We start from the raw sequence: 12,342 nt of genomic DNA on the forward strand, positions 1-12,342 counted from the left end.
TTTTTAAAACATCATTAATAAAAACAATAGAAAAATATTATTGTTAACATTGCGTCAGATCTAAGATAATTTAACGTTAATTATATATCCCAAAGAGTGTCGTAATTATAAAAAACCACTTTATCTTTATATTTGTTTACTAACAATTTTGCTTTGCTTTTTTGTTCCTTTGTCATCTTTTCTGACACATCGGAATACAAATCTTCAACCATGCCATATAAATATGAAAAATGATTTTTACCTGCATTATCTATATACATAGATAAATAAGCATTTGCCTTAATTAAATCAGGTTTTACAAATTTGTAACTTGAAACTAATCCAGCATATATCTTAGCCAGAGAAGCTAATGACATGAGGTCTCCATGTTGCAGAGCTATCTCTTTCCATTCTAACGATGTCTTAAAGTCATTTTTATTTTCATAATAATCAACACAGGCTCGAATAGCAGGAATAAATCCTTCCTTTGCTATTTTTTCTACATTTTTGATAGCCAGGGAATTAATAACTGGATTATTTTGATCATTATATGACTTGATTGATGCATTCAGAATGGCTGAAGGATAATCATACTCCTGAGCTTTTTTTAAATAATAACTCGCCTTAGAATCATTTAAGTCTTTATAATACAAATATAAATCATAGCTGGCCTTTCCTGGTTTTTTAGCCGCTAGTTCAATCGAACCATCATGATATAAATTCCTATATTTCAAACGGGTAGCGTTCCTGAACCAGGTCCCATTTTTATAGAGAAAATACGATGCATTAAGCTGTCCACCATTGGCTGATTTAATCAGATATTTCTTTGCCAGATCAGAAACATTGGAACCTGCACTGTCAGATAAAACATCCATGGCATATAAATAAGCAGCATCAGCATTACCTTTATCAGCTGAATATTTCAGATAAGGCCGAGCCAGCGAATCTTTAAATTGGGCCCTCATCAACTTGCCAGCTTCATAAGCCTGAAGCGCAGTATAAGAACCTAAGTCATACTTTCCTTTTGCTGTATCAGATACATCTGTGGAAGACTTTGCCAAAGCTCCTACAGATGTAAAAGAAAGAAATACGACAAAACCAGCAATAAACTTAGATTGGCGAAAACTTAAATTATCCAATATTGACACTACTACCACCTACTAACACGCCACCACAGGTTACTGGATCTCCGACTCTTGCTGCGGGTTTCCCTTCTATCATTACCGTTGAAGAACCAGCAGCAATAAACCTAGGATGAGGAGGGTTATGAGGTTTTGCATGAATAACAAGCGGATCACCTAACCTTGCTGCCGGAATACCATCATAGGTAACTGTTCCCGCACCTGAAATTACAGGTGTAGGAGGAAAACCATCATGGTTTGTCCCAATATGTCCAACTACTATACCGTTTCCCATAAAAACACTCTGACGTTTAACTTGATAATTTATTTAACTCAATTTTATCTATTTTTTTGTATTAAAAATAAGAAACAATATGTGTTCTTAATTTCAAAATTCTTGTTTTTAAGCCTAATTTAAAGCAAGAAATTGCCCAGCGAGCAAAAGTTTGCTCAACGAGCGAAATATTACTAAATTTTAAAAATAAATCCAGAAAGTTCTTTTAATGATTAATCTATCGATATTAAAAAATAAAGTTTAGGCAAAAATCACATAGTATTATTTGAAAATGACTTAAAAATGAGAACTTTACAAAGATTTGACATTTATATGCGTAAATCTGTTTTTTTTTATTTGTTTTTTGGTATATTGATCAGTTTTTTTATGAAATAAGCTCGGTCTATAGTGATTTTAACCACTCTGAAGGCATTATTAATTTTTGCTAAGGTAAGATTCTCAAAAATAAAACAGAATTGATAGAAAAGTATATAAAAACAATAAGTTTTCGATTCAAATAAAGAAAAAACAAAAAAATCAATCAATATTAATCCCAGAAAGTATAATCAAAAAATATCATTATCCATATTAATTTGAAACGAAGTCACAATATTTATATTTAATAAACAATTCATCTTTTTTATGATTAATTTTTGATATTCTGACAAAAAATTTACAATAATATGACTTAAAAATTATTATTTACTTTATTCAAAATTTGAATTAATAATTCTTCTTCTTTCTGATCGACACCTTTAAGAAGTTCCTCTGTAAAAGTCAGATGTAAATGATTATGATGTTCAAATACGGCTTTGCCTTTATCGGTAAGATCAACAAGAATTGTACGCCGGTCTTCCTGAGAATAAATTCTCTCGATTAATGATGCTTTAACCAATTTATCAACCTGAACAGTCAAAGTTCCTGTTGTTATTCCCAAACGTACAGCTAAATCTTTCATCTTCATTGCACCACATGAACCAAGAACTTCCAGGGTATGAATCTGAGCCAGTGAATAATTGCTCTCACGCACGACTGATTGCTCCCACGAAGCAAACTTGTCATAAAACTCAGTAAACAAATTATTTAACTGTACTATTGATGTCATACTATCCTCTTGAGTTCACTTCCAGTGTTAAATGATTAAGGGTATCAAAATGAGACAATGCCTGCCTGAAATATTTAGCGTCCTGGCATGTCTCTGCCTGAATACGTAGTGATGCGGCATAATGCTTCGCACTGATTCGCCAAATATGAATGTCTCTGATCATTCCTCCCGCATCTTCTATTGCTTTTTTAACAGACTGTTCGTATCCCTGCTCGATCTGTTTATCCAGTAAAACCGGTGACGTTTGTTTCACTAATCCAATTACCCACCAGCTAATAACAAAAGCCCCAACGATACCCATCATGGGATCAAGCCAGTACCAGCCAAACATTTTACCAACCAGCAACGCGATGATAGCCAACACGGAGGTAATCGCATCTGCCAATACATGAAAATAAGCCGCTCTGAGATTATGGTCATGGTCATGGTCATGGTCATGGTCATGGTCATGGTCATGGTCATGGTCATGTAAGATAAGCATACTAATCACATTGACGGTTAACCCAATAACAGCAACAAAAATAGACTCATTAAATTGAATGGATTGAGGATGAAAGAACCGCTCAACAGACTCAACACACATCATAAGAGCAACAGCTCCCAAAGCAACAGCACTGGTATACCCGCCTAATACGCTCACTTTACCAGTGCCATAGCTAAACTCCCGGTTTAGCTGATTTTTTTTAGCAAAATGATAAGCGTATAAAGTAATACCAAAAGCTGCGGCATGAGTTCCCATATGCCAGCCATCCGCAAGAAGAGCCATTGACCCAAAAAGATAGCCAGAAAGAATTTCTACAATCATCATTATCAACGTCAGACAGAGAACAAATTTTGTTCTCTGTTCATTCTTTACATCAAACATTGAAAACTGTGTTTTATCGGTGCAATTCATATTTCATTACCATCATTTGATTATCAATTTATATTATTGATCAAATAATTTGATTATCAAATTATTTTTTCAAAAAATCATCATGAGATAAAAGACATTAAATAACAAATAGTTAATCAAAACAGTCTCTGTTTTCTTCGAAATAATCGTTTTGCTCTGATCGCTAAGATATCCGTACAAACTTTTTCCCACTTCTTTCTATTCGAATACGTTCTATGCTTATGAAAAAATAATAGATAACATCATCAATAATGTAACAAATGTCTATTGACCTTTTTGTTGCAATTTTATTCAATCAGAAGGGCTAATAGGAAAACTAGTACAACACACCACTAATGTTATACAAAGAACAACATATGTAATACTTGACTATACTCTTGTTAGTTTACTTAACATAAAACCCACACAGACACACTTATATAGTCTGAATAGACTGTTACAACAACATAATCGGCATGGTCGAATGACCAAGGAAATAAGCAGCGATTAAGAATATCTACCACTTGTTGAACTAAAAAAGAGAATCTTTATGTTTAATTTATCCTGGCGTAAAAATGACAAAGAAAACGTAATATCAACTAATCCGGGATTGGATTCATATGCGAAGGTAAAAGCCATTAGCAGTTCACAAATTTCAGCTGAAAATTTACTCAACCTGAACTTTCAATTAGGCTCAACAACCCTTGTGCTTGCGTTTGTATCACCCCACCTTCCATTTGACTCCATCTCAACAAAATTAAAAAAGGCAATGCCATTTGCAAAACACGTAATTTGCCTGATGAGTGCAGGAGAGTTAGGAGGTAAAAACTCAGATGGTTTATACCACGAAACCAGTAACAGCTGGGATAATATTGTTCTGCAAAGTTTCAGCAGCAATGTATTCAGCGAAGTGCATGTTACGTCCGTTCCTCTCTATTGCGAAGATATAAAAAAAGGGTTCCCACAGCTCTCGAATAAAGAAAGAATCGAGAAAATTGAAAGAGATATAAAATCCGTTGTTCCCCCTTTCCCGATTAACTATCCCGATACACTTGGCATGGTTTTCTTCGATGGCTTATCAGGATCAGAAAACTTTTTTGTTCAGGCTCTGTACAAATCCGGATTATTTCCTTGTTATTTCATTGGTGGTTCTGCTGGAGGAAAACTGGATTTCAAACAGGCAGATGTCAGCATTGACGGCAATGTAATAAAGAACAAAGCCTGTATGATTTTTACCAAACTCAGTGAAGATGTTCGGTACGGCATACTCAAAAGCCACAACTACGAACCAACCTCAACTGTTTTCACAATTTCAGAATGTAATGCCGTTACAAGAACCATTTCTTCTTTTCTTGACGAATCCAGTCTGGAGTTAGTCACACCGGTTGACGCATTATGCCAACATTTCCAGTGCTCATCAGATGAACTGGAAGATGCGCTTAACGGACATACTTTTGGCGTAAAAATTGGTGAAGAAATCTTTATTCGCTCCATTTCAGAAATCAATACCGAAAACGGCAATATCAGTTTTTTCTGCGATTTTGCTTTTGGTGATCAACTCATTCTGATGAAATCCGTGGATTTCAGTCAATCTCTGCAAAAAGACTACGAGAAATTCAAAAAAGGGAAATCCGCATCTCCAGTTGCAATGATTGCAAATGACTGTATTCTTCGCCGCCTTAAAAACGCTCAGGCCATCAAAAATATTCATCATTTTGATCCGATTCCAGCCACTGGTGGTTTCAGTACATTTGGTGAATTCTTAGGCGTCCACCAAAATGAAACCCTAACGGCCTTATGCTTATACAAAATAAATAAAGATGAAACATTTATTGACGATTATGCCGATAACTTTCCTCTTCACTACAGTAACTTCCGCTCTTATTTTACGGAGTCGCAACTAAACAGTTACCGAAAAATGGTAACGCTTCAGAAGAGAACCATTGACGATCTGTCACAATACCGGACTCTGTTGACAACTATCCTGGAAAGTTTTACAGATGTTGCCCACTATGCAGAAGACAGTTCTGGTATTTTAAATAACATCCAATCTCTGTTTTCTACATTATCGTCTGAGGTAAAAAATCAAGCTAGTCATAGTCAGGAACTGCAAAGTTATGCAGATAAGTTAAAGCTAAATTCGGATAAAATTCAGGATATCCTGAACGTTATCAATGGCATTGCAGAAAGAACAAATTTGTTAGCCCTCAATGCAGCCATCGAAGCCGCCCGGGCCGGAGAGCAAGGCCGAGGTTTTGCTGTTGTTGCCGATGAAGTCAGAAACTTATCTCTTAATACACAGGAAAGTCTGAGCACAACAGGAGAAACGGTTGATAATGTCTATAGCTCAATCGATTCAATAAAAGAAGTGATTGAAACCACAATCGAGTTAATGTCTAAAGTTGATCAGTCATCTCAGGATGTGACTAACGGCATGGATCAAATGCTTTCCTTATCGGAGCATGCATCTGACCGGATTCAGTCCAGCATTCATGATATCCATCAGGTCGAAACTCAGATGCAACAAATAGATAAAAATCTCGACGTCATTATGCGTCTTACCAACCAACAACTTTAATTTACTATTCATTTAAGGTCACAATGAGCTCTGGTAAAACAGGGCTTTATTTTATTCTCAAACCATCAGAGTCATCAGCTATACAACAGATTAGAAAACATAGAAATGAAACCGGTTCATATTTTTAGAAACAACGATATACTACGCTGATAAAACGATGAATTAAAGGAACCAACACAATGAATTCTGAGTTTCCAAACGACTTTTTATGGGGTGGTGCAGTCGCCGCTCATCAGGTTGAAGGCGCATGGAATATTGACGGTAAAGGTCCCAGTATTGTTGACGTTTTATCCAAAGGAGCTAATGGAAAAAACAGACAAATAACAGATAGTGTCGATCCTGAAATAATGTACCCCAATCATGATGCTGTTGATTTTTATCATCATTATAGAGAAGATATCGCACTTTTCGCGGAAATGGGCTTCAAATGCTTCAGAACCTCCATTGCATGGACACGTATTTTCCCTAAAGGTGATGAAGCGGAACCGAATGAAGCGGGGCTGCAATTTTACGATGATCTTTTTGATGAATTATTAAAACACAATATTGAACCAGTTATCACATTATCTCATTTTGAGATGCCTCTACACTTAGTTAAAGAATATGGCGGCTGGACAAATCGTAGAGTTATTGATTTCTTTGTTAACTACAGTAAAGCGGTATTTGCCCGGTTTAAAAATAAAGTGAAATACTGGATCACTTTTAATGAAATTAATAATCAGCGAAACTGGCGCTATCCATTATTCGGTTATTGCAATTCAGGCGTCATCTATACCAATCATGATAATCCGGAACAAGTCATGTACCAGGTATTGCACCATCAGTTTATTGCCAGTGCACTAGCTGTAACCGAGGGACACAAAATCAATCCGAACTTCCGGATTGGTAGTATGATTCACATGATGCCTCTCTATCCGGCAAGCTGTAAACCTGATGATATGATCCAGGCTCAGACATCCATGAGAGAAAAGTATCTGTTCAGTGATGTTCAGATCAGGGGTCATTACCCTCGCTATCTGCTTCAGGAATGGAAAAGAAACAACATTACTATTGTTAAAGAAAGTGGTGATGACGCAATCCTTCAGCAAGGGTGTGCCGATTTCCTCGCAATCAGTTATTACATGACCAATATTGTTGACGCAGTTCCACCAGAAAATGCTGAACAATCCATATTTGGCAAGAGCCGCCTAAATCCACATCTGCCTGCTTCAGAATGGGGATGGCAGATTGATCCTATCGGATTGAGATATGCCTTATCCGAATTATATGAACGGTATGAAAAACCCATTTTCATTGTAGAAAACGGATTCGGTGCAGTTGATACCATAGAAAAAGACGGCACTATTAATGATGAATATCGCTCAACTTATCTTGCGGCACATATAAAAGAAGTCAAAAAAGCCATTACTGTTGACGGTGTCGATGTCATGGGATACACACCATGGGGGTGCCTCGACTGCGTATCATTCACCACTGGCGAATATAAAAAACGTTATGGTTTTATCTATGTTGATAAGCATGATGATGGAAGTGGTGACTTCAGCCGGAGAAAAAAACACAGTTTCTACTGGTATCAGAAAGTAATAGCCACAAACGGAAAAGAGCTTTGAACAAATACGTAATACTTTATTGTAACAAATTCTGACAACATTTGTATTGTGGAGGGAAACCTCCACAATACAAAAATTTTCATTCAATCCGTATCAGACTTTAGGTAGACTTTTCTTCCCTTGACACCAAATGAACCATCCATTGAAAGGAGCTGCCAGCTTTCATGGCAACGATTAGCAATACGTGTAACAATCCGGTTGCTCAATCACTGGCAACAAGTCGCTACGCACGTCCAAAAAGCCAATAAGAAGCTGTTAGTCATGGGTAGCCATAACAAAAAATGGAAAATTAGACGCTTTAAAATCTCTGGTCAGCCCAAAATGTACCTCGATTATGGTGTACTGTCGTCACCAGTCTGGAAGAAAATTACATTCCTTTTAACAAGAATTGATTGTAGAAGGTAATAATGGGTCCCAGGGGTTTCAATGGTAGCCCTACCTATCAAAGAATAACGGCCAACGCCATCAATCTGGCAATGTCACATACCTCATCTCTGGCAACTGAATATAACCCTGCATAAAAGTCTTTCAGGTAGACCGATAACAAGAGAATCTTCTGGTAAGAATCGAAAATAACAAAAAAATGACTGAAACAAATAGCAATAATAAAATTGCATAATACATTTTATAAATTATCTGCCAGATATTATTAGTGTGACTTGGTTCAAATTTTCTGAATTATACGAACAATTTTTTGCTATCGAACAACGTTCAATTTAAGCACATAATGAATCCCGTAATTAGAAAGAACGATAAATAATCTAATTTAAAGGTGATATTATGAAAAACGTATTAACAGTAACAGCATTATTAGTAGGAACCATAGCATCAGCAAGCGTATTTGCTGCAGATTCACAACCTTATAATGTAAAAGTATTTAACCTTGATAATGAAGCCGTTGTTCATGTGACACAAAATGGTCAGCCTGTTAACAATGTGCCCGTTGAAGTATCTGGAGCAGGTAACATCCAAACTTACAAAACATCCGATACCGGTAATGTTTTTGTAAGAAACCACAGTAATGTAGCTAACTCTCTGAAAATCAGTATTCAGGAACCAAACGGACAGTCATACACGACTGAGCGTTTTCTTGCCAGCTACCAGTAATTAACAAGATTCATCATTTAATTCATTGAATACAAAGCCAGACAACATGTCTGGCTTTTTTAATAAAAACAAGTACAGCATAACAACTTCTCATAAATATTATGTTTTTATTGAAAAATATCACTTTATCTATTGATAGTCACAAAATGATAACTATTATTTTTTAGAAGAGTAATAATAGTAAAATATATTCACTGAAATCATCGTTATTAAAGATTTATTTTAATATCTATCAATTCTATTGATATGACTCAGTCTTACCTCTCATTATTTAGATTAGAATGTGTTCGTCTTTATAAACAAGAGGTATACATCATATGGTACCTAAATATTATATATTTATATCATTGATAATTTGTATTTTTCCAAATATTTCTTATGCATCTGATTTTTCTGTTAACAATATGACATCCACATGGGTAGGCTATTCCTGCGTATTAATTTTTATTATTGCCTACGCCGTTGTCATGATGGAAGAAAAAATATCTTTACGAAAATCCAAACCAGTATTGGTTTCTGCCGGCCTGATATGGGCATTAATTGGTTATTCCTATCACCAGATGGGATTAAGTGAATCGGCGAAAGCGGCATTAGAACACAATTTACTTGAATATGCAGAATTACTCATGTTCTTACTGGTCGCCATGACGTATATAAATGCCATGGAAGAACGAAGGCTGTTTGACTATCTGAAATCATGGATGATCAATAAAGGATTTAAATTCACAACCCTTTATTGGTTTACCGGTATATTGTCTTTTTGTATCTCACCGATTGCCGACAACCTGACTACTGCCCTACTAATGTGTGCTGTTGTGATGAAAGTTGGCGAAGGCAATAAAAAATTTATTACTCTCAGCTGTATTAATATCGTCATAGCGGCTAATGCCGGCGGAGCATTCAGCCCTTTTGGAGATATTACAACATTAATGGTTTGGCAAACCGGTAAAGTTGAATTTGCTCAGTTCTTCGATTTATTTATTCCTTGTATTATTAATTACTTCTTGCCCGCGTTAATTATCGCAATCTTTATCCCTAAAGATGCACCAAAGCTCGAAAGCAAAAATATACGAATGAAGAGGGGTGCCAAAAGGATTGTCTTTCTCTTCCTGTCCACAATTATTACTGCTGTTTATTTCCACATTGGGTTTGATTTTCCGCCGGTACTAGGCATGATGCTAGGGCTTAGCTATTTACAATTGTTTGGATTCTATCTGCGTAGAACATTACCAAAGTTTGTTGCTAAAGAAACGGAACTGGCCCGGATCCGCAATGATATGGACAGATTAAAAAGCTTAGGATCCGTCGTTCCATTTGATGTATTCAAGCGCATATCTAATGCAGAATGGGACACTCTTTTATTCTTTTATGGTGTGGTAATGAGTGTTGGTGGTTTAAGTCTGCTGGGATACTTAGGCTTAGTTTCAAACCTCGCATACACTCAATGGGACCCACTGTGGGCAAACGTATCTGTTGGTATCATTTCATCTATCGTCGATAACATACCAGTTATGTATGCTGTATTAACAATGGATCCAATCATGTCTCACGGCCACTGGTTACTGGTTACACTGACGGCGGGAGTTGGGGGTAGTCTGCTCTCAATTGGTTCAGCTGCCGGGGTAGCCCTGATGGGAGCATCAGAAGGTAAATATACCTTCATCTCTCATTTAAAATGGACCCCAGTTATCTTTCTAGGTTATGTTGCCAGTGTCATAGCTCATTTGTGGCTGAATAGTGCCCTTTTCGCTATGTAAGAAAGCTTTTGCCGGCATAGTTACTGTGTGCCGGCCTCACTTCGGGGAATGAAATTCACTTTAACCCAGATATTACTCAGGTTATATTTTGCACAAGCGCTGCAGGTAAGCACTTCTCCGTCACCATGAATTCTCATAACAATATCCGGACGTTTCTCCTTTGAATTATTACGAACCTGAATGGTTATTAAAGTCCCGTCAACTTCATAAGGAACACTAAGAGCACGGTGGGGTGAAGAAATCAATACGGAACCATCACGAAAAACCAATGTATCGTTGTTATATTGATTATCATAGGTACCACTGAATAGATAGGTTTCTTCATTTAACCAGTGATCTAATTTCTCTTTCAAACATCCGGTTAGTAAAAACAAAGAAATAAAACTCACGCAGAAAAAACGTTTAAAAGAGAAGCGGTCGAACTTTTGTCTGCCTAACATATCAAAGACTCTCACCGAATTGACACAACTTCCCTTATTAAGAAATAGCTTATATTTGCCATATCCTCAAATAATACAAAGAATTACTCCGTAAGTAACACGTCACCAGCCTGTTGAACAATATAAGAAGTCAGTGGATCGATGCGTTTAACCAGCTCTTTGACCTGGGTAATTGCTTCCAGAGATGTACTATTCTTTCTATAACTCATATATATCGGCCACTGACAAAGCTCAACATCCATAACCTGATATAACTGTCCGGATTCGATAAAAGGCTTGACCAGCGAAAGAGGTAAATACGCACTTCCACCTTTTTCCAGAATAAAGTCGAGTGCTATTCTGGCTGTCGATGTTCTTAAAAAAGGCGCTTTAATATTAGGATGCCGTTCATTATGCTCAGCAGCAAACCGAACCCCCCAGTCAACGTAAACATAGTGATGAGAAAAAGCCGATTCGCTGTCATGATTGTCAGTTGAAACCAAAGTCAGCATCAGATCCGTAACTTTTTTCGATTCCAGTTCTTCCACTTTTATTGGCTCAAATGCGAATGCCATATCAAGTGTTCTTTCCAACAACCCTCTATGAAGCTGCTCCCGGCTCATCACCTCAGCAATAAAACCGTATCCGACAAAGGTATCAGTAACCTGACTTAGACAGTTTTGCAAATACGCATCCCATATATTTGCAGCTCCACCAATAGTAAGCTGAAGATTTTTTCCAGACTGCATGGATAACTCAGATTTGGCCTGTTGTAACGTCATCACCATCGTCTCAGCATAGCCCACTAAACGCTCACCGGCAGACGTTAATTTGATGTTATTTCTGTCACGTGTAAATAACTGTGTGTCAAAAAATGTTTCTAACTGTTTAATACGGGCACTAACAGCAGCCTGAGTTAAATATAAATTCTCAGCAGCACGTCCAAAATGTCGCACATTAGCCAGCTCTAAAAATGTTCTAAAAACTTTTACGTCCATAAAAATCCAGCCTCAAATTAACACCAGGACAATCATAAAGAATATTAATCATAACAATAAAAAAATTTTGTTTTTCTTTTTGCCAGATTCCGCCTAACTTCGCGATTAATAAATTGTTATTTGTTGTGGAACTATTAGCAAGAGGTATACATGTCTCAAACAGAATTCCGCCCAGGGCAAAAACGCTTTTATGATACCAAAAAGTTCCCTCGCGGTTTCGCGAAATCCGGAGATTTTACAATAACGGAAGAGGATCTACTTATCCATTTCGGAGACACTATGTTACATATAGAATCAGGTGAATTGTCTCCGGTCAATAATGAGGAAAAACATTTTCTGGCGGTACTGAATAATGAAAAGGCCGCAGAAACAAAACTGGAAAAAGTGTGGCTTAAATATATCCATCTATCGAGAGACAGAAAACGCTTTCACACTTTGAATGGACGCAGTAAACCAGAGAATATCGGTGATGACTACATTGATGAAGATCAGCCATTGCCAGGTGAAGATTAGATTTACA

The 12,342-nt window shown here is 36.8% G+C and carries 10 protein-coding genes and 1 pseudogene; 5 read left to right on the forward strand and 6 right to left on the reverse strand.

Annotated features, from left to right (window positions below; translation table 11 throughout):
- Positions 1 to 80 precede the first annotated feature (80 nt).
- The 4 genes from LRQ06_RS14720 to dmeF all read right to left on the reverse strand — a co-directional run bounded on the left by LRQ06_RS14720 (position 81) and on the right by dmeF (position 3,374).
- The gene (locus LRQ06_RS14720; RefSeq protein WP_232767654.1) at positions 81 to 1,127 is read right to left on the reverse strand and encodes an SEL1-like repeat protein; all 1,047 of its coding nucleotides are present in this window, start codon (positions 1,125 to 1,127) and stop codon (positions 81 to 83) included.
- Complete coding sequence (locus LRQ06_RS14725) at positions 1,111 to 1,395, reverse strand: type VI secretion system PAAR protein (protein ID WP_232767656.1); 285 nt, start codon at positions 1,393 to 1,395, stop codon at positions 1,111 to 1,113. The genes LRQ06_RS14720 and LRQ06_RS14725 overlap by 17 nt, the downstream gene beginning before the upstream one ends.
- Positions 1,396 to 2,062: 667 nt before the next feature.
- Positions 2,063 to 2,479, reverse strand: a complete 417-nt coding sequence (locus LRQ06_RS14730) for a MarR family winged helix-turn-helix transcriptional regulator (RefSeq protein WP_232767657.1) — start codon at positions 2,477 to 2,479, stop codon at positions 2,063 to 2,065.
- A 1-nt stretch (position 2,480) separates the two neighbouring features.
- Complete coding sequence (gene dmeF / locus LRQ06_RS14735) at positions 2,481 to 3,374, reverse strand: CDF family Co(II)/Ni(II) efflux transporter DmeF (RefSeq protein ID WP_232767664.1); 894 nt, start codon at positions 3,372 to 3,374, stop codon at positions 2,481 to 2,483.
- Between the two features lie 529 nt (positions 3,375 to 3,903).
- On the opposite strand from dmeF, the pseudogene LRQ06_RS21235 reads away from it, so the two are divergent.
- The 4 genes and pseudogenes from LRQ06_RS21235 to nhaD all read left to right on the forward strand — a co-directional run.
- Positions 3,904 to 5,814: pseudogene (locus LRQ06_RS21235) on the forward strand (methyl-accepting chemotaxis protein); the annotation flags it as partial.
- 296 nt (positions 5,815 to 6,110) lie between these two features.
- Complete coding sequence (locus LRQ06_RS14750; RefSeq protein WP_232767667.1) at positions 6,111 to 7,541, forward strand: 6-phospho-beta-glucosidase; 1,431 nt, start codon at positions 6,111 to 6,113, stop codon at positions 7,539 to 7,541.
- A 780-nt stretch (positions 7,542 to 8,321) separates the two neighbouring features.
- Entirely contained in the window at positions 8,322 to 8,648 is a 327-nt protein-coding gene (locus tag LRQ06_RS14755; protein ID WP_232767670.1) for a hypothetical protein, read from the forward strand.
- A 317-nt stretch (positions 8,649 to 8,965) separates the two neighbouring features.
- Positions 8,966 to 10,405 carry a sodium:proton antiporter NhaD gene (gene nhaD, locus LRQ06_RS14760; RefSeq protein ID WP_232767672.1) on the forward strand — a complete coding sequence of 480 codons (1,440 nt, stop codon included), beginning with the start codon at positions 8,966 to 8,968 and terminating at the stop codon, positions 10,403 to 10,405.
- A 20-nt stretch (positions 10,406 to 10,425) separates the two neighbouring features.
- Here the strand turns inward: nhaD and LRQ06_RS14765 are convergent, their stop codons facing one another.
- Both LRQ06_RS14765 and LRQ06_RS14770 read right to left on the reverse strand, forming a co-directional pair.
- A complete protein-coding gene (locus LRQ06_RS14765) occupies positions 10,426 to 10,845 on the reverse strand; it encodes a hypothetical protein (protein ID WP_232767675.1) in 420 nt (139 codons plus the stop codon).
- Positions 10,846 to 10,928: 83 nt separating this feature from the next.
- Positions 10,929 to 11,822: a LysR family transcriptional regulator gene (locus LRQ06_RS14770; RefSeq protein WP_232767678.1), complete on the reverse strand. Its 894-nt coding sequence runs from the start codon at positions 11,820 to 11,822 to the stop codon at positions 10,929 to 10,931.
- A 150-nt stretch (positions 11,823 to 11,972) separates the two neighbouring features.
- On the opposite strand from LRQ06_RS14770, the gene LRQ06_RS14775 reads away from it, so the two are divergent.
- On the forward strand, positions 11,973 to 12,335 hold the full coding sequence (locus tag LRQ06_RS14775; RefSeq protein WP_232767681.1) for a MaoP family protein: 363 nt from the start codon (positions 11,973 to 11,975) through the stop codon (positions 12,333 to 12,335).
- The last annotated feature ends 7 nt before the right edge of the window (positions 12,336 to 12,342 follow it).

It is taken from the genome of Vibrio salinus, from assembly GCF_021272385.1.
In the GTDB taxonomy this organism is placed as follows: domain Bacteria; phylum Pseudomonadota; class Gammaproteobacteria; order Enterobacterales; family Vibrionaceae; genus Vibrio; species Vibrio salinus.

What these genes read in the sequence shown, in the direction of transcription:
- LRQ06_RS14765 (WP_232767675.1), bottom strand. Translation starts at nt 10,845, where the DNA reads ATGTTAGGCAGACAAAAGTTCGACCGCTTCTCTTTTAAACGTTTTTTC.
- LRQ06_RS14750 (WP_232767667.1), top strand. Translation starts at nt 6,111, where the DNA reads ATGAATTCTGAGTTTCCAAACGACTTTTTATGGGGTGGTGCAGTCGCC.
- LRQ06_RS14755 (WP_232767670.1), top strand. Translation starts at nt 8,322, where the DNA reads ATGAAAAACGTATTAACAGTAACAGCATTATTAGTAGGAACCATAGCA.
- dmeF (WP_232767664.1), bottom strand. Translation starts at nt 3,374, where the DNA reads ATGAATTGCACCGATAAAACACAGTTTTCAATGTTTGATGTAAAGAAT.
- nhaD (WP_232767672.1), top strand. Translation starts at nt 8,966, where the DNA reads ATGGTACCTAAATATTATATATTTATATCATTGATAATTTGTATTTTT.
- LRQ06_RS14725 (WP_232767656.1), bottom strand. Translation starts at nt 1,395, where the DNA reads ATGGGAAACGGTATAGTAGTTGGACATATTGGGACAAACCATGATGGT.
- LRQ06_RS14775 (WP_232767681.1), top strand. Translation starts at nt 11,973, where the DNA reads ATGTCTCAAACAGAATTCCGCCCAGGGCAAAAACGCTTTTATGATACC.
- LRQ06_RS14770 (WP_232767678.1), bottom strand. Translation starts at nt 11,822, where the DNA reads ATGGACGTAAAAGTTTTTAGAACATTTTTAGAGCTGGCTAATGTGCGA.
- LRQ06_RS14730 (WP_232767657.1), bottom strand. Translation starts at nt 2,479, where the DNA reads ATGACATCAATAGTACAGTTAAATAATTTGTTTACTGAGTTTTATGAC.